This window comes from Nostoc sp. DedQUE07, from assembly GCF_034530975.2.
GTDB lineage: Bacteria > Cyanobacteriota > Cyanobacteriia > Cyanobacteriales > Nostocaceae > Nostoc.
In genome coordinates this window covers 49,278-68,286 of sequence record NZ_JAVRCC020000032.1, presented here as the reverse complement: position 1 = coordinate 68,286, position 19,009 = coordinate 49,278, and the positions used below count along the sequence as shown (strand labels likewise).

Below are 19,009 nucleotides of genomic sequence, written 5' to 3'. Positions count from 1 at the left end.
AAATAGGCAAACTTCGACCACGATGTACTAATAACCTTGGTTTTGGTGCAGGCTAGTGGAGACATCATAAATTCGGAGGACGCAAAGACACGTAGATGCAATTGGAATGACAATTAGCTTATTTCTTTACCCATGCACAAAATCCATGATTTATATATAAAAACGTATAATAAAAACAATATTCTTCCCAGGAAATATTATTAAACTTATTTCTGATTTTATTTTTAAAAATGGTGTAAGAAACAAATAGACAAATTTTTAATAAAAAATTTGTTGTTTTACTTAAAAATCTAAACAATCTAGGAAACACTCTGATGTAATTGAGTGTTATAATATACCAAAATACAAAACCAAATCCCTGACCTTCTCCAGGAGAAAATATTTTTACCTCCGAAAAATTTTTCAACATCCTTCCAACTTCAGCAAAAGTAAATCTGTGATAGTCCATTTGATCGTGAAAACTCCAAAAAAATGGGACATAAAAAAATGCCTCTCCTTTTTCCTCCAAAATATTATAAATATTATCTATTGCTTTCCAATATTCTTCAACATGTTCTAATATGGCATTGCAATAGATACCACTAAAAGAATTAGGTTCTATTTTAGTATTACAAATATCATCTACAAGGTCTGGTTTATATTCAGCAATAATATCAGTAGACACAATTATATTATTGGGATTTTGATTTAATAAATCGATTTTCTTACGACTTAGTGAATAGCTATTTCTTCCACCAATATCAAGCAATCTATCTTTCGAGACTACTCGCTTTTCATATTCTTCTCTAATATGGGGGTTGAAATCAATTTTTGTTTTAAGACCTTGAAATAAATCCATTGTATTGATTTTATTTGACACTCAATTTCAATGTTTTGGAGGTTCTTTCAAATTTAAAAGATTGATATAGCAATCCTAAATGAGTTGTGAAAAATATAGATTAGGAAACGAACAGCCAACAACACCATCGCAAAGCGTCTTGTTAGAAAAGAACGCCAAGAAAAGAAAGAAAAAAGAGATATCTAATTTTCACGAATGATTTAGGACTGCTATAGATATTCAGTAAACATTTACACCTTTTTAACACGGAATATCTTAACACGAATGTAGTAAAAACAAGTTTGCTATGTGTAAAGTTACTTATACTTAGCTTTAACTCGCTCTGGGTGGCGATTAAAAAGGGAATTAAAAAATCCGCTTGTATTGCTTACCGCATCGGCGCAGGAACCCATTTTTGGAAACCCTCTAAATGATTCCAGTAAGACAAATATCCAGTCAATGCCCAAATTAGAGCGGCTACTATCAGCACTGCTACGCCAATTAGTCGCCAGGTTCGATTGGTTTTCCAGTAGAGAGTTGGTGCTGCAAAAATACCACCTAATCCAGTTAAAATAAAGCCGATTCCCGATAAAAGCGGTTGCTTTGTCAAATTCAAGTTGATGATACGGATACCCACTACGATCGCAACTGCACCAGCAAAGAAGCCGTAAATGGCGATTGTCAATAAATCCCAACCTTGAGCCAGGGCGATCGCAGCCGCCACAAACAAGATTCCAAATAGGATACTCGTCTCACCGAAGGCAATATTGAAGCTACCCATTATTGGCCAGGTGAAGCTCATGTGTAAACCAGTTGTTAAGGCGATCGCACCTGTAATTCCGAATCCTGGAATCCACTGTCTTTGATTAGAACTATCTATACCACGATACACATAGTCAGCCAGTAGAAATAGCCCAGCTACCATATTGATCAACATGAGTGTGATGTAGTCGATAAACACGATTCACCTCTTAATTTGACAAGCTATTTACTCTGCGCCTCGTTTTTCGGTTTTGAGTGAATTCACCAGCTTTTTTCCTTTATTATTTTATACCTAAAGATAAACACTGAAGAAAAGCAATGTTGTATACATAAACTGCTACCCATTTGTGCAAGTTCTTAACTTAGTTACTTTTAAACACGCTTTATACTGGAGTAGTTAAGAGTAAAAAATAAAGATGTGTTAACTGGCACTTTTGTAACCAGTTAGCAGTAAAACTTAACTTTCTTCCACGTGTATCCGCCCTTTGGTAGACTTGAAAACTGAAATGGCCAGATAAAGCGGCGGAAATTCAAGCAGTTGAGAGGGCAGACTCTGTGGAAAATACACTTGGGTTAGAGATTATTGAAGTAGTAGAGCAAGCGGCGATCGCATCCGCAAAGTGGATGGGTAAAGGCGAAAAAAACACTGCTGACCAGGTAGCTGTGGAAGCTATGCGGGAGCGGATGAATAAAATCTATATGCGGGGTCGCATTGTGATTGGGGAAGGCGAACGCGACGACGCGCCTATGTTATACATCGGGGAAGAAGTTGGTATTTGTACTCAACCAAATGCCGAAGCTCTCTGTAACCCTGATGAACTAGTTGAAATTGATATCGCCGTTGACCCCTGTGAAGGTACGAACTTGGTAGCTTATGGACAACCTGGTTCGATGGCTGTCTTGGCAATTTCTGAAAAGGGTGGATTATTTGCTGCTCCTGACTTTTACATGAAAAAGTTAGCAGCACCCCCCGCAGCTAAGGGCAAGGTAGACATCAACAAGTCAGCAACAGAAAACCTGAAGATTCTCTCTGAGTGTCTAGAGCGCTCAATTGAAGAACTCGTAGTTGTGGTGATGAAGCGCGAACGCCACAACGATTTAATTAAAGAAATCCGTGAGGCTGGAGCAAGAGTCGCTCTAATTTCAGATGGTGATGTGGGTGCAGCCATTAGCTGTGGCTTTGCTGGAACTAATATCCACGCGCTGATGGGTATCGGTGCGGCTCCTGAAGGTGTAATCTCGGCAGCAGCAATGCGTGCTTTGGGTGGACACTTCCAAGGTCAACTGATCTACGATCCAGCAGTAGTAAAAACAGGTCTGATTGGAGAAAGCAGAGAAGCCAACATCGATCGCTTAAAGTCTATGAATATCAATGACCCTGATAAGGTCTATGATGCTCATGAACTGGCATCTGGTAAAACTGTTCTGTTCGCTGCTTGCGGCATTACCAGTGGTAATCTCATGGAAGGTGTACGTTTCTTCAGCGGTGGAGCAAGAACTCAAAGCTTGGTAATTTCCAACCAATCGAATACGGCTCGATTTGTTGATACAATTCACATGTTTGGTAAACCCAAGACTCTCCAACTGAACTAATTTTTAGGGAATGGGGAATGGTAAAAGTAGAGATGAAGCATTAGGAAATAAATCTTTCTATAAAATGGAAAAATAGTCAACCAAATCCTTCATCGTTACACTAGTTAGTAGTTAGTATTTAGTGATTAGTTATTGTTTATTAGTTGGAAAAATTATCAACCAATAAACAAAAATTCCCCATTCCCTATTCTCACTCAATGCCCTATTTTCAACTACCAACTAGTAACTACGATTTAGCAAATGAATATAGCAGTGGTGGGGTTAAGCCATAAAACAGCCCCAGTAGAAGTCCGGGAAAAACTGAGCATTCCAGAACCACAAATTGAAAATGCGATCGCTCAACTGGCCAGCTATCCCCATATTGACGAAGTTGCAATTCTCAGCACTTGTAACCGCCTAGAAATTTATATTGTTGCCAGTGAAGCAGACCAAGGTATTCGGGAAGTAACGCAGTTTCTTGCGGAATATAGTAAATTACCCGTGCTTTCTCTACGACAACACTTATTTATGCTGCTACATGATGATGCAGTGATGCACGTTATGCGGGTAGCAGGTGGTTTAGATAGTCTGGTACTTGGAGAAGGTCAAATTCTGGCTCAGGTGAAGACTACTCACAAACTGGGACAGCAATATAGCGGTATAAAAACCATTTTGAATCGATTATTTAAACAAGCGCTGACAGCTGGTAAGCGGGTTCGTACTGAAACTAGTATTGGTACTGGCGCTGTCTCTATCAGTTCGGCAGCTGTGGAGTTAGCACAGCTAAAAGTGGCAAATTTGGCAGCTTGCCGAGTGGTAATTTTGGGTGCTGGTAAAATGTCGCGGCTGTTGGTGCAACACCTCATTTCTAAAGGTGCTGTGGAAATTAGTATTGTAAATCGCTCTCGCGATCGCGCCCAAGAATTAGCAAAGCTGTTTCCTCAACAACCGATCAAAATTCATCCACTATCGGAAATGATGAGCGTAATTGCCGATAGCGATCTAGTATTTACAAGTACTTCGGCAACAGAGCCAATACTTGACCGTGCCAAATTGGAAATGGTTTTAGAAGTTCAGCGCTCTTTAATGTTATTTGATATTTCTGTGCCGCGTAATGTCCATGCGGATGTAAATGAACTGGAAAATGTACAAGCGTTTAATGTGGATGATTTGAAGGCTGTTGTAGCGCAAAACTACGAAAGCCGTCGGAAGATTGCACAGGAAGCCGAACGACTTTTAGAAGAAGAAGTGGAAGCCTTTGATATTTGGTGGCGCAGTCTGGAAACTGTTACTACTATTAGCTGTCTGCGAAATAAAGTCGAAACCATCCGCGAACAAGAGTTAGAAAAAGCTTTGTCGAGATTGGGTTCGGAATTCGCTGACAAACATCAAGAAATAATAGAGGCATTAACACGGGGAATTGTCAATAAAATTTTACATGACCCGATGGTGCAATTGCGATCGCAGCAAGATGTTGAAGCTAGACGGCGCTGTATGCAAACTCTGCAAATGCTGTTCAACCTCGATGCAGAAGAACAATTTAGTTAAATTTAACAACAAAATCCCCGGCTTCTGCGAAAAGTTGGGGATCTGAGCTTTCAATTAGATATACTTCTAATTAGATAGATATCTAATTAGAAGTTAGTTATGCAACCAGAGCAATTTAACATCTTACTCCGCTTTTTCAAGGCATTAGCGGATGATAGCCGATTGAAGATTGTAGGTATCCTGGCAAATCAGGAGTGCAGCGTTGAAGAATTGGCGGCGTTACTGCAACTGAAGGAACCGACGGTATCTCATCATTTAGCGAAACTTAAAGAGCTAAATTTGGTGACAATGCGTCCTGAAGGTAATAGCCGTCTATATCAATTGGATAGTGAGGCTTTGCAAAGCATTAGCAAGGAAATTTTCACACCTGAAAAAATAGCATCCTTGATAGAGGATGTGGATACTGAAGCTTGGGAAAGCAAAGTGTTGAAAAACTATTTCGACGGTGGATACCTTAAGGAAATTCCCGCTAGTCGCAAAAAGCGTCTAGTAATTCTCAAGTGGTTAGCAAACCAGTTTGATATAGGAGTCAACTACCCTGAACGCCTGGTAAATGACATTCTTAAACGCTACCATCCCGACTGCGCCACCCTGCGACGGGAGTTCATTGCTTGCAAGTTAATGCAGCGAGAGAATGGGATTTATTGGCGTACAACATAGATATGAGAGATGAGCAAACCGCACAATCATAGGTTGTATTTTTATGCAGTTAGAAACACAAAAATTTTCTTATACACCTGAAGAGTATTTAGAACTTGAAGAAAAAGCAGAATATAAAAGCGAATACCGTGATGGAGAAATTGTACCGATGACGGGTGGCACTACAAATCATAATAAAATTGCTTTAAATTTAGCTGCATCCTTAAAAATTACTTTAAGGCGTAAAAATTATGATGTTTATATTGGTGATGTGCGTTTATGGATACCCCGTTATCGTCAACATACATATCCTGATGTGATGGTGATTGAGGGACAACCTATTTATACAGGAACCAGCACAACAACGGTTATGAACCCGATGTTAATTGCTGAAGTTTTATCTAAATCGACTAAAAATTATGACCAAGGCGATAAGTTTCTTTATTATCGCTCTATTCCCGAATTCAAGGAATATATTTTAATTGACCAATATCAGTATCATGTGATGCAATATGTAAAAACTGCGGAAAGTCAATGGTCATTCACTGAACTTGAACATGAATCTGCAATTTTATCACTGCAAACGGTTGATTTTCAAATTGAATTGCGCGACCTTTATGAGCAAGTAAATTTTGCAGAAAATAACGAAGATTAAAAAATAAAGCTCTGATTCACCTCGAATGCTGATTCAGTCAAAAAAATTAACTTGAAATTGTTTAGCGATTACTCTAATCTAAACACCATTAATAGTGTTCACTTTAACTTTGGACAAGTCACAGTATTTATGTACTTTTATTTGTCCAAAGTCCGATCGCTAAATACATTGCATAAACAGAAAGTCAATCACACTCTATTTTCCCAAATAAGCTTCTAAAACTTTGGGATTAGTTTGAATTTCTGCTGGCGTACCGTCAGCTAAATTTTGCCCTTCGGCAAGTACCCAAACACGATCGCACAAGGACATAACCACATCCATATTGTGTTCGATAATCAAAAAGGTCATGCCATCTTGACGGTTCCAAGTGATAATGCGATCGCAAATATCATCAATCAGTTTCGGATTCACCCCAGCCGCCGGTTCATCCAACAAAATCAACTTGGGATTAGTCATCAGCGCTCGCCCCATTTCTAGCAGCTTGCGTTGTCCACCAGACAAGCCACCTGCGTAATCGTGTGCTTTTTTGGCCAAGCCTACTGACTCTAACAGGAACATTGCTCGCTCTTGCAATTGCTTTTCTTCCTTAGCAACAATGTGCGGTTGCAACTGCACCTGCCAAAAATTTTCACCCGTTTGTTTTTGCGCCGCCAGCAGCATATTTTCTAACACCGATAACCGCGAGAGAGTCCGTGCAACCTGAAAGGTGCGGATTACCCCCTGCTGGGCGATTTGATATGGTTGCAAATTGTGAATCGGTTCGCCGTCAAAAATCACTCGTCCCTTATCTGGGCGGATGAAGTTTGAGAGTAAATTAAATAAAGTAGTTTTACCAGCACCATTGGGGCCAATCAAGCCCGTAATGCTGCCTTTAGCAACTTCGATTCTGGCCTCATTAACTGCTTTGACACCACCAAAGCTTTTAGAAAGTCCAGTGGCTGCCAAAAGGGGAAGTGGAGATGAATAGTTATTTACCAAGGGTGAGTTCCTCTTTTTTCCCTAAGATACCTTGAGGACGCCAAATCATCAGTACCATCAAAATTAGTCCGATTACCATGATCCGAAATGCACCCAAACGCGCTTCATCAAGGGTAACGATTCGGGGTAAGACTTCCCGCGTTAGTGCATCGTAAGCAAAGAAAATTACCGCACCTAAGATTGTGCCGACATTATTCCCAGAACCGCCTAAAATCACCATAATCCAAGTGTCAAAGGTGATCTGCGGTTGAAAATTATCAGGGTAAATGGCTCCCAGTTGCCAAGCGAAGAAAGCACCAGCGATACCCGCGATCGCACCGCCTAACATGAGAGATTGTAATTTATACCAAAAAACATTTTTTCCCAGCGCTTTGGGAATTTCTTCATCTTCGCGGATGGCTTTGAGAATTCTACCCCAAGGCGATCGCACCAAAATTTCTAAGCGCCAGTATACAAATGCTAAAACCAAAAGCAACACCAGCATTAAACCTGCTTTTGGGTTGTAGTTATACAATCCGATTACCCCAGAAATATAAATCGCTGCCGCCAAAAGTGCTAACACAATTCCCACACCCAAGCGTGATGCAAATTCTTGCTTGCTAGTCGTCCTTTTGCCCAAATCAGTAGTTCGAGATATTTGAGTGGTGCGAATCCATTGCCACAAAGTAAAGAAAGTTACAGCAGCCAGCAGCGTTAAAAGCCCAATCATTATTAATCTGACAAACAAACTTGGTTCTGTGGATAGGGGTATGGGATAACTTTGCACACCAAACGCCCCAGAAACCCAAGTGTCACCCACAGGTAATTCCTGATTATTTACCACCAAACGAATTAATTCGCCCGTACCAATGGTGACAATTCCTAGATAATCTTCTCGTAAGCGGAGAGTTACAAAACCAATTATCAAACCCAACAAAGCAGCGACAATTGCCCCAACCAGTGCTGATACAAGTAAGGGTACGCCCTTTAAGCTTAACAATACCGTTGTATATGCTCCCAGAGTCATGAAAGCAATATGACCAAAGTTAATTAATCCCGTAAAGCCCCACTGTAAATTCAGTCCTAGTGCGAATAAAGCAAAAAGTGCTGTAGAAATTGCTAAGAAAATGAGATAGTCAACCATATTAAATTATTTGGGAATTGGGAATTGGGCATTGGGCATTGGGCATTGGGCGTTAGGAGTGCTGAGTGCTGAGTTAGGAGTTAAGAGTTTTGTTTATCTCCTTGTCCCCTCATCTCCCCTGCTCCCCTGCCCCTCTGCCCCTCTGCCCCCCGCGCTGGGCGAATAAATTTTAGCGTAGCTTGAGCGTAGCTAATTTTATGGGAATACTATTTATTGTTGGTGTTTGGTGGTAGGGAATAATTGACGTATGAATTTGCTGCGACTTAGAATGCATCACTTAATCGAGCAATTAGGCGATGACGATTTGCAAGACATTTGGAATGTTCTTGAAGCTTTACATTATGACTTTTATATGCTCAAAGCGATACAAAAAGTCAAGCGATCGCAGCAACCGTGGGATATCTTAACCCATGAAGAAGCGGTCAGACTGTTGATGTTTTTCTGATTCAGCAGCGCTTTTGATAGCATAAGTTTGGCGTAAATAAGCCACCCATTTGAAATGTCTAAAACCCTTACGCAATAGTAATTACGAATTACGACTTACGAATTACGAATTACGAATTACGCAAAGCGGTACTAGTGCCAGTGGCCCCTCAAGTTTTGGTGAAGGTAACGCCCAGTGAGTCTGGAAATGCGCTATGCCAGGTCTTTTTTGCTAGACCTGAAGAATTTAGAACCTGCCGCCTACGAGCGGGTACATGATTTTGTTTTTATTGAGTTAGCCCAAAAGTGGCAGTTGAGCGATCTAAAAGAACTGCGACAGCTTGATAGTGAAGGCATTTTTCACCGCTTCACCCTAGACAATTATCTGATTGGTATAGAAATTAGGGGTGAAATTGTGAAATTTCTGCGTGTCATCCCTATGCCAGATGTTTAAAGTCAAGAGTCAATCAATTTTGGATTTTGGAATTGCGGATTTTGGATTTGTTCCACCTACGTTCGCTTTCTTGGCACGTTTGCGGTAGCGTCTGGTAAAGAAGTGCGGGGCATCAACCGAAATAATTTTTAATCTAAAACTTGTACTGAGCGGAGTCGAAGTATCTAAAATTTAAAATCTAAAATTGGCACGGTCAAAGGAACACTGAAAACTGTAAACTGTATAAGGCTAGGCAGGGATCGCTATAACCTTACATTAAACTGGTTTTTGAAAAACACTTTATTTGAGATTTCCCTATGGATGCTAGGGCACTTTGGCAACGATACCAAAACTGGTTATATTTCCACGAGGGATTGGGACTGTACTTAGACGTGAGTCGGATACGGTTCGATGATGCCTTTGTGGAATCGTTGCAGCCGAAGTTTGACAAGGCGTTTGCGGATATGGCTCAACTAGAGAAGGGTGCGATCGCAAATCCTGACGAGAACCGCATGGTTGGACACTACTGGCTGCGAAATCCTGATTTAGCGCCAGCTCCAGAACTTACACAAGAGATAGTTCAAACCTTAGAACAAATCGAAGCCTTTGCGGAAAAAGTCCAAACAGGTGCTATTCATCCTCCTAGAGCAAGCCGCTTCACGGATATTATCTCCATTGGTATTGGTGGTTCCGCTCTCGGCCCCCAATTCGTTGCGGAAGCTCTCGCTCCTGATTTCCCGCCGCTGAAACTTCACTTTATCGATAACAACGATCCCGCAGGTATCGATCGCGTTCTCAATCATCTACGAAATAGCCTCGCCAGCACTTTGGTTTTGGTGATCTCCAAATCTGGGGGAACACCGGAACCGCGCAACGGCATGATTGAAGTTAAAAAAGCTTATGCCGGACACAATTTGGAGTTTGCCCAATATGCGGTAGCAATTACTAGCGTTGATAGCAACCTCGATAAGCTAGCCAAAGATGAAGGTTGGCTGGCGAGATTTCCGATGTATGACTGGGTAGGAGGACGCACCTCAGAAATGTCTGCTGTGGGGCTAGTACCAGCGGCATTACAAGGCATTGATGTTCGCGCTATGCTAGATGGCGCCAAAGAGATGGATGACGCTACCCGCGTTCCAGATGTAAAAAATAACCCAGCAGCCTTGCTTGCTTTGTCTTGGTACTTTGCAGGTAACGGAAAGGGCGAAAAAGATATGGTTGTTCTACCTTACAAGGACAGCTTATTTTTATTCAGTCGCTATTTGCAACAGCTGGTGATGGAATCCTTGGGTAAGGAAAAAGACTTAGACGGCAATGTTGTCCATCAAGGTATCGCCGTTTATGGCAACAAAGGCTCAACAGATCAACACGCTTATGTCCAGCAGTTACGCGAGGGTGTAGCGAATTTCTTTGCTACCTTCATCGAAGTGTTGGAAGATCGTCAAGGATCATCTACTGAAATAGATCCAGGAGTTACATCAGGCGATTATCTTTCCGGTTTTCTCCAAGGAACCCGACAAGCGCTTTATGAAAATCACCGCGATTCCATTACAGTCACGATTCCCCAAGTTAATCCCCGAATTGTAGGGGCATTAATTGCTTTGTATGAACGTGCTGTTGGTTTATATGCTAGTTTGGTCAACGTCAACGCCTACCATCAACCAGGAGTAGAAGCTGGCAAAAAAGCTGCCGCCTCCATTCTCGATTTGCAAACACGAGTGGTAGCAGTACTACAAAAAGAAAAAACTCCCCTTTCTCTTGACGAACTCGCCGAGAAGGCAGGCGCATCAGACCAAGTTGAGGCAATTTACAAGATTTTGCGTCACATCCATGCCAATCAACGAGGTGTGATTTTGCAAGGCAATCTTCAGAAACCCGGTAGTTTGACTGTTTCTGCTAGCTGATAGCTCTAATCTAAATCTTAGATTTTGTCCAAAATTGTTGTTTCAACAACAATTTTTTATTGTGAAGCATCCTAAATAGAAGATATATCTTCTGTCTAGGATGCTTCACTGTATAATTTGTAATTCGTAATTCGTAATTCGTAATTAAGTTTGATCGCTCAATACCGTTTCGTCTAAGTATTGCTTTTTCTCTTCCTTTGCCTAATTACGAATTCTTTTAATTATGAATTGCCATCAGGCGTTGATTAAAGTAACTCTTGGGTAAAAAACAGCGATCGGGTAAAAAAGGATTGTTGAGATTTTGACATAAGAAAGTGCTGGGTTTATCCCGATGACAAAATGGTGGCACGATTCCCCAATGTTCTGCTAGCCAAATCCAGTATCCTGTTTCAATTCTGCCGTAGCTTGATACTGTGAGAATTTCTCCAACGCTGTTGTTAATAGATACTAAATCTGATGATGATTTGATGTCAATTAACAGCCATGCTAACTCATCTATAGAAAAGTAATAGCCATTTTCGGCAGCGATGTCGATGAACTGTTGTGGCTCTTTAGCTATTAGTAATTCTTCTTTGAGAGATGGCGTTTTTTGGGCAATATCGAAAAGATCCCAAATCTGTCTTCTCGTAACTAGAAACCAGGCAAGTTCTTCTGCGGTCAAATTATAACCGTTTTCTCTTGCTAACTTGAGAAACGGCTCAAGGCTATCTGTTTCTGCTAGTTGACTTTTCAACTGGAAAGTTTGCTCTACTAGTGACAAGAAATCAATAATCTTTTGCCATGTCACTTTGTCAAAGTTTTTGTTAACTTTTATTTTTTCTTTCCAATAAATGTATTTATCTTCTTTAAGAAAGAAATTCCAAATTTGATAATACATGGGTCATCTTGCCTAAGTTTTCAACTTGTTAGGGATTTGTGATTAATGAACACCAGTGTAGTAAGTATAATGTGTTTCTTCGACAGTACTAAATCTTTATTTTATGTAAATCAAACTACACAGTGGCTAAGTATAAATTTTTTGTAAGGTTTGTAACTATAAATAGTACTTACTGAGAAAAGTATGAAAGACTGCGATGCCTTGTGGTGGGCTGCAACTAAGATTTTTATTGCTTCTCATAAAATAAAATTAAGTCAATAGATAATATTAATTATTCATGAAGTAATTAATTGTAAAGCAATCTGTACTTTAGTTATTTTGAAACGAACCGCATATTCCTACGGAGATGAAAGCTAAGTATAGCGTCTTGTAGAGAAGACGAGAGGTAAATAAAAGTATTTTTTATAGCTACAAAAATAGTATAATTACATAGGTAAATCAAGCGATCGCCTTTGTCTTCCTCTAAAATAAAGTTAAGGCAGCATTAAAAAATGGGATTATTGAATTATCAGGCTGTGTATCTTAACTTTGAAATAAATGGAATCGCGATCGCTCACACTTCAGTTATTTTTAAACGAACCGCCTACTCCTACGGAGAAGCAAGCTAGCAAGAGCGTCTCGTAGAGAAGACGCAGAGAACTTAGAGGGCAGAAAAGAGATATATTGTACTATTTTTAGTTAATAAGTAAATTGCCGAGAAAGTAAAAGCGATCGCTCTTCCAATCACTACCTTTAATTCGTCCTAAATAGCCTGTTAAAGGTGAGGAAAGCTCAATCAGAATTTCGTGCATTTCTGGTGTTTGTATTCGCTGTGGCGGATGTGAGCCGAAATACGCACCATGTAGAGCTTCAACACCAGCAGATTCTATACCTGAATTTTCTAAATAGTTTTTGACAAGCTGGGTAATGTGCGATCGCAACTTTATAGATTGTTCAACTTTATAAATATAAGTATTAATTTTATCTTCAGCTAAACCAAAGGGAGGTTGTTGCAAACACTCTTTTAGTTCTAACAAATTGAAAGATATGCTTCCTTTGCAGCAAAATCTCTTGTAATCCTTTTGTTGTCCAAATATTTAATTGTGACAAAGCTTTTAACGATTCTGAGTTATTTACGATTTGGCACAGTTCACACTTACCCCAAGATTGAATACAAACTGTTTCCGAACTTATTTGAGTAATACTTTTCTGTGTAACCGTCAATAAATTTGACTTGTAGTATTCTTCATTGGGTAACACATTGGTTGAGTTTTCAGACGGATAGAGAGCAAAGGAACGCCCCGGATGAATAAATGTCCGGGGTAGAGCTATAATTATTCGACCCTGTAGCAAACCTTCAACATCGGGAGAAGGTAGACATAAGGCAGTATTGAGCAAAATTAGATTACTCATAAACCAAGTTTAATCATTAAATTATCAAGCATATCATCTAGTTGTTTGGTTACATTTTGATTTTGTATAGGCTGAGTTTCAGCAACACATTCCTCATTTATTAAGCCACTGGGAATTTGACCAGATGGATCGCTTAGAATTTCACGTATTAAGTAGTTATCAACTGCAATTTTGTGTTTAACTATAAACTGAGAAATTTCCTCTTCACTAATTTCATAATCTTTGCAAGCTTGTTTAACAAATAAAATAGCTAAAAGAGGCTTAATATCCTCAATATTAAGCTTTACAAATTCTCCTCCTAAATTTTTAGAAAGTAGTTCATCTAAATGTTCTTTTCCTTTCGTATTAGGTTTCACATCTTTAGCACGAACTAAGCAGCCACGAGTCATATCAAATTTTTTATAATCTATTAACCTTTTCAATGCAGCACTTACAAATTTATTGCTAGATTCTTGCACAACTGCTACTACTATTTTGACAACTCTTCCGTCTTCCTTACCAATAATTCTAAAGTTGAGGTAGCCTTTGTCTACACTTTTGACTATAACTTCCTCAACCTCATCAATTTTTACTCTCTCTACAGTTGCGCCTTTCAGAGTTAATAAACAAAAACTTATAGCATCAGCTATGGTATTACTGTCTTCAAAGTAATTTTCTATTGTGTTATCAAGTGCTGCAAGTTCTTTATTAAAAGCTTGTTCAATTTTATGTAGTGGAGCTGGATCTACTGGTGGTCTTAAAATACCGGGTAAACTCCAATTATTTGTACACCACTGTAAAACCTTTCTAATTATTGGTTTTTCTTTACCAAGCTCTCGTAAATTATTTTCATCAAAAGGATAAACAGGATGAGGCGGAGTTAAGTTATTCGTATCATAAAAATCTTTCAGCCAGTGTGAAACAAGAGTTACTACATCATCACTATTAAGATGCCTTAAATCAAATTTCTTTTCACCAATTCTATCAATAACTGAATCTGCTTGTGGTACAACTTTAACTTGTTGCGTCCAAGTTTCATCGAACATAGCTAGAATTAATACCCCACGTTTAATTCTGCTGTATATATCTTTTGCAAACAGAGCAATAACCTGTGCTCTTGTAAAACCCTGTTCATTACAATTGAGGCTTTCTAACTCATCAAAGCAGATGACTATTGTCCTGTAATCACCAATTAAGTCTAAAATTTGGCATACTGTTTGGAATGCTTCAGCTTCTTTATCGTCTTGGCTAGTATTTGGTAATCCCATAGAGTCCGCTTGTGACTGTGCTAAATCTCTGCCAGCAAGCCAATTAGTTGCAAATGAAACTTTATCTAAAGAAAGTGTCCATAGGATAGCCTGAATCAAATAAGGATTTTCAATATTTGACTTAAGTTTCAGTACTTTAGCAGTCAAGGCATCAACTCTCTTGGGATGTTGAGCTAAAACGCCAGGAAATCGCTTCATTAACTCTTGAGGAGTGTAGCTTGACTTATATACCTCATTGACTAAAGTAGTTGCGATCTCTTGCCATTGCATTACACTTTGATTACCAGCTTGTTTTAGACTAGATGTCAATGTGTTTAGAAATTTAGAATGTATTTTGTTTAAGTCACCATAATCAACTTCGCTCATATAGACAAAAAAACTATCACCTTCATCCTGAATATGGTGACGAATCCGACTCATTAAGTGACTTTTACCCAGTCCTTTTTCAGCTTTAATAGTTATACCAATAACTGAACGTTTTCCTGTGCTGATTTGCTCTATTGCCTGATAAACAGCATCTGATGCATGAGCATTTATGGAAGGAACATCAGGAAAAGTTTGGTTCCAGATATCATAATTTCTGAGTACTAGTGATCTATCAAATGGGTTATGACTTGTAATAGCTTTGTTGATGTCTGAGTATGAAGAAAAAGAATTAATCATGATTGTGCATCTTCTGAAAATAATTACTAAAAAATAAAAGGGGAAAAAACCGAGTAACTTAGTTTAAAAATTGAGGCGTTTAGCATAACAGCGCAATCCACTGACTTTAGTAGTAATAGAATCTTCAATCTTGTCGGGGGCACTATCTTCTATGCTTCCACCCTGAAGTTGCAAAATGTCCTTCTCCTGAATTTCTAGCAGCCATGTGTTGAAATCTTCACGACTAACCCGATCGCCTATTTCTCTCCTGATACGATAAATTGGCACAAGATCATCTAGGTTATAGTTTTGGTTCAGCTTGTCGTAGACTTCCAACGCCACAGATTTAAACTCGTCGTAAGATGCGATTCCTTCTCTTCGAGACGCTACGCGAATAGAAAGCTCGGCTAACGCACTCTTCCCATTAACTGGTACATCTGCACCAACTACCGCAACATCTATCTGACTAATCCACTTCACCAATGCATTCGCCACCCAAGTGCTAACAGTTGTCTCTTCAAACTTAAAATCGCCACTTTTCAAACCCTCGCCCAATACCTCTAAACCCTTGGGAGATATCAGAGAATATCCCTTTTTGGAAATTGCGATCGCACCCTGCTTCTGTAATTCCTCGAATAAACCCTGATAATCTGCCACCTTCTGGCTTTTGGCTACAATTCGCTTAGTGAGTTGACCCTTCTTAACTTCCTGCTGCGTTCCTCCCAAATCCCACAAAGCCAAAAGAAGACGAGTGCTAGTATTTTTTGATGTCATATTGAGTGTACTTTTTGACAAAAAGCATCATAGTAACTGTATCTTTCTAAGATATTTACATAGAAAAAATAACCGAGAAATTGCTGAATATTTCAGCTAAATAGATTTAGAAAAAATCAACAATATATTTCTTTGGGATGAATGCAGTTTCTCTCAAAGGCAGGATGGAAGACTTGAAAAAACCAATCATCATGAAAGTGAAACGCTGTAGCTGGTGCAGTTACAAATTAAGTGAAATATGTTTTTTCAATCCCAGGTGAAATAACAGGATTTCTAACTTGGTTTTTGCAACAGCAAGGCTTTTAGCAAATACAGGTGATGAAGAAATCCAATGAACACAATATATAAAGAACGTAAAATAGTTTCGCGTCTATTTGCAGTGCTGCTTTCGGCATTGCTAATGGTACCCTTGCTGAGTAGCTGTGGAGGCGGTTCCCAAAAAGCTTCAGCACCACCACCTGTTGATGATACCGTCGGTAGAACAGTGAGCGATCGCCAAACCGAAGCGAAGAAGGGCTTGTCTACAGGACAGAAAGTTGCTATTTTGGCGGGTGCTGCGGGACTTTATTACCTCTACAACCAACATAAAAATGCTCCCCAAGAAGGAGCGCAAGGTAAGTACTATCTTTCCAAGAACGGACGTGTATATTACCGTGATGCTGAACATCGCGCTCACTGGGTAACGCCACCAGCAGAAGGAATTCGAGTACCAGAATCTGAGGCACAAAAGTATCGGGAATTCCAAGGCTATAACCGGAGTGCTACAGGTCGCGATCTAACTGGTATAACTTCATCCGCAGCTCCAGCACTCTAGATCGGCGAAGCGTGTGTACAAAGCGGGTTTCCTGGAGGATAACGCCGATCGCGCCCGTCGGAAACACGAACTTAAATCAGGAGACAGATTATGGTAAATGAATTTTTCCGAAAGGCGAAAGACTTACTTTTGGGATCGAACAGCGATCAAGCCGATCAAGATGCCGAATTCCGCGATCGCAATGTACGTCCAGCTAGCGAAGATCCCTACGGCGACCCCGCAGACCCAGCATCTTACGGCAATGTTCGCCCAGCTAGTGAAGACCCCTACGGCGACCCCGCAGATATCTCGTCTTACGGCAATGTTCGCCCAGCTAGTGAAGACCCCTACGGCGACCCCGCAGATATCTCGTCTTATGGCAATGTTCGCCCAGCTAGTGAAGACCCCTACGGCGACCCCGCAGACACAGGGGAATTTGGTGATGTCCGCCCAGCCAGCGAAGACCCCTACGGCGACCCCGCAGATCAAGATTACCGCCGTTAACGCAAAACCAATCTGGTGATATTGGTTTTCATAAGGTGATGAATTTTGGAATAACAAATAAGGCAGTGGGATTAGAACCTACTGTCTTTTATTTTGGCTGCTATAGCTGTCGCCAAGTAGTTTAGGACATAAACCTAATATAAAACCTAGACAACAAGCGGCTTTCGGCCCTGTTCCCTGTTAAGAGTTCCCTGTTCTCTGTCCCCTGCTATATTTATACAAATTACGAATTACGAATGATTTCTTGCGATCGCTCAATATTTTGACGCACAGATCGAGCCGAAGTATGCAAACCCTTTCTTTCTTCATCAGTCAGCGTCAATTCCCCTAGCTTCCATCAAATGCAGCGCCAAACCTTGAGGCATTCCCGCAATAATGTCTAGTAAAACTACATCTGCCAGATTTTTTTCTGCAACGCGTTGAGCTAAAGTACTGCCAACCCTACCCGCACCCACGATGGTAACACGGGGTAAATTACAGATAATTGAGGAGTTAGGGAAAGAAGACATAAATTAAGATGCGATTTTTCTCAGCAAAAATTCAGGAGTCAGAATAAATGCCGAATTCTGACTTCTGACTCCTGAATTCTTGTTACTTATTTAAACTCTTCGAGTTGATCCACACGTAACCAAATATTAGGTGTTGGCACTTTCCCAAACTTAATCAAGGCGTAATCACCTTTGATGTCTACAATTTCGCCCTTGCTTTCAAACAAATAAGAAGGAAAGCGAGCATCACTGGCTTTAGCCTCCAGGCTGTTTTCTAGTTTTTCGCGCACAGCGCGAACCATATCTCCTTTTTTGACTGCCATGAGTTCCTCTCTCAAATTTGTAACGTCTTTCACCTGCATTTTAAAAGAGTTTCGAGTTAAAATTCCTAACTCTTATACAGACGCAATTAATCCCGTCTAATGACTCCCCGCAACGTTTGACACTCGGAGCAAAAATGACTAGATCGCCCAGCTAACCTGATCCGTTGAATTGCTGTACCACAAACTCGACAGGGTTCTCCAGCGCGGTTATAAACCCAGGCTACACCACCATAATTGCCGTTAGTACCTTTAACATTTAAGAAATTACTAAATGTCGTACCACCAGCCTCAATGCTAGTTTCTAACACTTGAATGATGGCGGTTCGCAAACGTTCAATTTGCTTTAGCTGCAAATTTATACACAAGGTTTCAGGTAAAATCCCACTCTTAAATAATGCTTCATCAGCATAGATGTTACCTAATCCCGCCACCACGGATTGATCTAGTAGCGCAGTCTTAATCGGACGGCGGCGGTTTTGGAGTTTGTTTGCTAGATATTCAACAGTAAATTCTGATGAAAATGGATCTGCTGCCAGTTTTGCCAAACCAGTGATAATACTTTCTACAGCAACACCAGGCGGAACCCACCATATTTTACCGAAGGTTCGCTGGTCAACAAAGCGTAATTCTTGCCGATTCCCAAAGAATAATCTAACTCGCGTGTGCTTGTGTAATGGTTCATCTCTATCCAGCCATAATAGTTGACCAGTCATTCGCAGATGAACTCCTAGCCAGCCGGAAGACGAGGAGAGTTCGGCGATGAGATATTTACCGCGACGATGCCAAGTAGCAATCGCATTTTTTTCAATTCCATTAACAAACTCACCAACAGAAAACGGGTAGGCGATGGTGCGATCGAGCAACACATCTCCTCCCGTGATTTCTTGGTTGAGGGTCAATTGATTTAGACCCCTTCGGACTGTTTCAACTTCAGGCAGTTCGGGCATTCAAGCTGAGTTAAGCAGGCAATTGTGATTTATTTGAGGGATCGAGGAAGAAAAGATGGGGTAGTAACTTACATAGCCGTAGATAGCTCGTATTACTACCCAAAAGAAACCGTAAATACCCGCAGGGCGGCTCTCGTAGATTAGGGTAGGCTAGGACAAAGAATGAAT

The 19,009-nt window shown here is 40.3% G+C and carries 20 protein-coding genes and 1 pseudogene; 9 read left to right on the top strand and 12 right to left on the bottom strand.

The window, feature by feature from the left end; all coding sequences use genetic code 11:
* Positions 1 to 118: 118 nt before the first annotated feature.
* Together RMZ95_RS22440 and RMZ95_RS22435 are read right to left on the bottom strand one after the other, a co-directional pair.
* Complete coding sequence (locus tag RMZ95_RS22440; protein ID WP_322683613.1) at positions 119 to 859, bottom strand: class I SAM-dependent methyltransferase; 741 nt, start codon at positions 857 to 859, stop codon at positions 119 to 121.
* Between the two features lie 346 nt (positions 860 to 1,205).
* A complete protein-coding gene (locus RMZ95_RS22435; protein WP_322683612.1) occupies positions 1,206 to 1,778 on the bottom strand; it encodes a DUF981 domain-containing protein in 573 nt (190 codons plus the stop codon).
* Between the two features lie 356 nt (positions 1,779 to 2,134).
* Between RMZ95_RS22435 and glpX the strand changes: the two genes are divergently transcribed.
* The 4 genes from glpX (at position 2,135) to RMZ95_RS22415 (ending at position 5,993) form a co-directional block, all read left to right on the top strand.
* The gene (gene glpX / locus RMZ95_RS22430) at positions 2,135 to 3,172 is read left to right on the top strand and encodes a class II fructose-bisphosphatase (RefSeq protein ID WP_322674988.1); all 1,038 of its coding nucleotides are present in this window, start codon (positions 2,135 to 2,137) and stop codon (positions 3,170 to 3,172) included.
* A 240-nt stretch (positions 3,173 to 3,412) separates the two neighbouring features.
* A complete protein-coding gene (locus tag RMZ95_RS22425) occupies positions 3,413 to 4,699 on the top strand; it encodes a glutamyl-tRNA reductase (protein ID WP_322681125.1) in 1,287 nt (428 codons plus the stop codon).
* Between the two features lie 99 nt (positions 4,700 to 4,798).
* The gene (locus RMZ95_RS22420; protein ID WP_322683611.1) at positions 4,799 to 5,359 is read left to right on the top strand and encodes a metalloregulator ArsR/SmtB family transcription factor; all 561 of its coding nucleotides are present in this window, start codon (positions 4,799 to 4,801) and stop codon (positions 5,357 to 5,359) included.
* 43 nt (positions 5,360 to 5,402) lie between these two features.
* On the top strand, positions 5,403 to 5,993 hold the full coding sequence (locus tag RMZ95_RS22415) for a Uma2 family endonuclease (protein WP_322674985.1): 591 nt from the start codon (positions 5,403 to 5,405) through the stop codon (positions 5,991 to 5,993).
* Positions 5,994 to 6,188: 195 nt separating this feature from the next.
* Here RMZ95_RS22415 and RMZ95_RS22410 read toward each other — a convergent pair whose 3' ends face one another.
* Positions 6,189 to 6,971 (bottom strand): ABC transporter ATP-binding protein, encoded by a 783-nt coding sequence (locus RMZ95_RS22410; RefSeq protein ID WP_322663497.1) that lies wholly within the window; start codon positions 6,969 to 6,971, stop codon positions 6,189 to 6,191.
* A complete protein-coding gene (locus RMZ95_RS22405) occupies positions 6,961 to 8,094 on the bottom strand; it encodes a branched-chain amino acid ABC transporter permease (protein ID WP_322674984.1) in 1,134 nt (377 codons plus the stop codon). The genes RMZ95_RS22410 and RMZ95_RS22405 overlap by 11 nt, the downstream gene beginning before the upstream one ends.
* A gap of 247 nt (positions 8,095 to 8,341) precedes the next feature.
* Between RMZ95_RS22405 and RMZ95_RS22400 the strand changes: the two genes are divergently transcribed.
* The 3 genes from RMZ95_RS22400 (at position 8,342) to RMZ95_RS22390 (ending at position 10,854) form a co-directional block, all read left to right on the top strand.
* Positions 8,342 to 8,539 (top strand): hypothetical protein, encoded by a 198-nt coding sequence (locus RMZ95_RS22400; RefSeq protein WP_104907481.1) that lies wholly within the window; start codon positions 8,342 to 8,344, stop codon positions 8,537 to 8,539.
* 174 nt (positions 8,540 to 8,713) lie between these two features.
* A complete protein-coding gene (locus tag RMZ95_RS22395) occupies positions 8,714 to 8,971 on the top strand; it encodes a cytotoxic translational repressor of toxin-antitoxin stability system (RefSeq protein ID WP_251959737.1) in 258 nt (85 codons plus the stop codon).
* Between the two features lie 296 nt (positions 8,972 to 9,267).
* Entirely contained in the window at positions 9,268 to 10,854 is a 1,587-nt protein-coding gene (locus tag RMZ95_RS22390; RefSeq protein WP_322683610.1) for a glucose-6-phosphate isomerase, read from the top strand.
* Positions 10,855 to 11,071: 217 nt separating this feature from the next.
* Here the strand turns inward: RMZ95_RS22390 and RMZ95_RS22385 are convergent, their stop codons facing one another.
* The 5 genes from RMZ95_RS22385 to RMZ95_RS22365 form a co-directional block, all read right to left on the bottom strand.
* Positions 11,072 to 11,731 (bottom strand): Nif11-like leader peptide family natural product precursor, encoded by a 660-nt coding sequence (locus RMZ95_RS22385; RefSeq protein WP_322683609.1) that lies wholly within the window; start codon positions 11,729 to 11,731, stop codon positions 11,072 to 11,074.
* A 674-nt stretch (positions 11,732 to 12,405) separates the two neighbouring features.
* Positions 12,406 to 12,747 (bottom strand): hypothetical protein, encoded by a 342-nt coding sequence (locus RMZ95_RS22380; protein WP_322683634.1) that lies wholly within the window; start codon positions 12,745 to 12,747, stop codon positions 12,406 to 12,408.
* Complete coding sequence (locus RMZ95_RS22375; protein ID WP_322683608.1) at positions 12,698 to 13,123, bottom strand: DUF1802 family protein; 426 nt, start codon at positions 13,121 to 13,123, stop codon at positions 12,698 to 12,700. Before RMZ95_RS22375 ends, RMZ95_RS22380 begins: the two co-directional genes overlap by 50 nt.
* Positions 13,120 to 15,033: a P-loop NTPase fold protein gene (locus RMZ95_RS22370; protein ID WP_322683607.1), complete on the bottom strand. Its 1,914-nt coding sequence runs from the start codon at positions 15,031 to 15,033 to the stop codon at positions 13,120 to 13,122. The genes RMZ95_RS22375 and RMZ95_RS22370 overlap by 4 nt, the downstream gene beginning before the upstream one ends.
* Positions 15,034 to 15,096: 63 nt before the next feature.
* Entirely contained in the window at positions 15,097 to 15,786 is a 690-nt protein-coding gene (locus tag RMZ95_RS22365) for a hypothetical protein (protein ID WP_322683606.1), read from the bottom strand.
* Between the two features lie 331 nt (positions 15,787 to 16,117).
* Between RMZ95_RS22365 and RMZ95_RS22360 the strand changes: the two genes are divergently transcribed.
* Positions 16,118 to 16,600, top strand: coding sequence for a hypothetical protein (locus RMZ95_RS22360; RefSeq protein WP_322674976.1), 483 nt, complete (start codon positions 16,118 to 16,120; stop codon positions 16,598 to 16,600).
* A 90-nt stretch (positions 16,601 to 16,690) separates the two neighbouring features.
* Positions 16,691 to 17,083 (top strand): translation initiation factor, encoded by a 393-nt coding sequence (locus RMZ95_RS22355; RefSeq protein WP_322674975.1) that lies wholly within the window; start codon positions 16,691 to 16,693, stop codon positions 17,081 to 17,083.
* A 317-nt stretch (positions 17,084 to 17,400) separates the two neighbouring features.
* Here the strand turns inward: RMZ95_RS22355 and RMZ95_RS22350 are convergent.
* The 3 genes and pseudogenes from RMZ95_RS22350 to RMZ95_RS22340 all read right to left on the bottom strand — a co-directional run.
* Positions 17,401 to 17,592, bottom strand: a pseudogene (locus RMZ95_RS22350) (lactate/malate family dehydrogenase); the annotation flags it as partial.
* 86 nt (positions 17,593 to 17,678) lie between these two features.
* Positions 17,679 to 17,894 (bottom strand): NAD(P)H-quinone oxidoreductase subunit O, encoded by a 216-nt coding sequence (locus RMZ95_RS22345; protein WP_322663474.1) that lies wholly within the window; start codon positions 17,892 to 17,894, stop codon positions 17,679 to 17,681.
* Between the two features lie 86 nt (positions 17,895 to 17,980).
* On the bottom strand, positions 17,981 to 18,841 hold the full coding sequence (locus RMZ95_RS22340) for a DNA-formamidopyrimidine glycosylase (RefSeq protein WP_322683605.1): 861 nt from the start codon (positions 18,839 to 18,841) through the stop codon (positions 17,981 to 17,983).
* Positions 18,842 to 19,009: the final 168 nt, after the last annotated feature.

Coding starts and splice junctions, on each gene's coding strand:
- RMZ95_RS22425 (WP_322681125.1), top strand. CDS start 3,413: ATGAATATAGCAGTGGTGGGGTTAAGCCATAAAACAGCCCCAGTAGAA.
- RMZ95_RS22420 (WP_322683611.1), top strand. CDS start 4,799: ATGCAACCAGAGCAATTTAACATCTTACTCCGCTTTTTCAAGGCATTA.
- RMZ95_RS22415 (WP_322674985.1), top strand. CDS start 5,403: ATGCAGTTAGAAACACAAAAATTTTCTTATACACCTGAAGAGTATTTA.
- RMZ95_RS22405 (WP_322674984.1), bottom strand. CDS start 8,094: ATGGTTGACTATCTCATTTTCTTAGCAATTTCTACAGCACTTTTTGCT.
- RMZ95_RS22400 (WP_104907481.1), top strand. CDS start 8,342: ATGAATTTGCTGCGACTTAGAATGCATCACTTAATCGAGCAATTAGGC.
- RMZ95_RS22390 (WP_322683610.1), top strand. CDS start 9,268: ATGGATGCTAGGGCACTTTGGCAACGATACCAAAACTGGTTATATTTC.
- RMZ95_RS22385 (WP_322683609.1), bottom strand. CDS start 11,731: ATGTATTATCAAATTTGGAATTTCTTTCTTAAAGAAGATAAATACATT.
- RMZ95_RS22375 (WP_322683608.1), bottom strand. CDS start 13,123: ATGAGTAATCTAATTTTGCTCAATACTGCCTTATGTCTACCTTCTCCC.
- RMZ95_RS22370 (WP_322683607.1), bottom strand. CDS start 15,033: ATGATTAATTCTTTTTCTTCATACTCAGACATCAACAAAGCTATTACA.
- RMZ95_RS22365 (WP_322683606.1), bottom strand. CDS start 15,786: ATGACATCAAAAAATACTAGCACTCGTCTTCTTTTGGCTTTGTGGGAT.
- RMZ95_RS22360 (WP_322674976.1), top strand. CDS start 16,118: ATGAACACAATATATAAAGAACGTAAAATAGTTTCGCGTCTATTTGCA.
- RMZ95_RS22355 (WP_322674975.1), top strand. CDS start 16,691: ATGGTAAATGAATTTTTCCGAAAGGCGAAAGACTTACTTTTGGGATCG.
- RMZ95_RS22345 (WP_322663474.1), bottom strand. CDS start 17,894: ATGGCAGTCAAAAAAGGAGATATGGTTCGCGCTGTGCGCGAAAAACTA.
- RMZ95_RS22340 (WP_322683605.1), bottom strand. CDS start 18,841: ATGCCCGAACTGCCTGAAGTTGAAACAGTCCGAAGGGGTCTAAATCAA.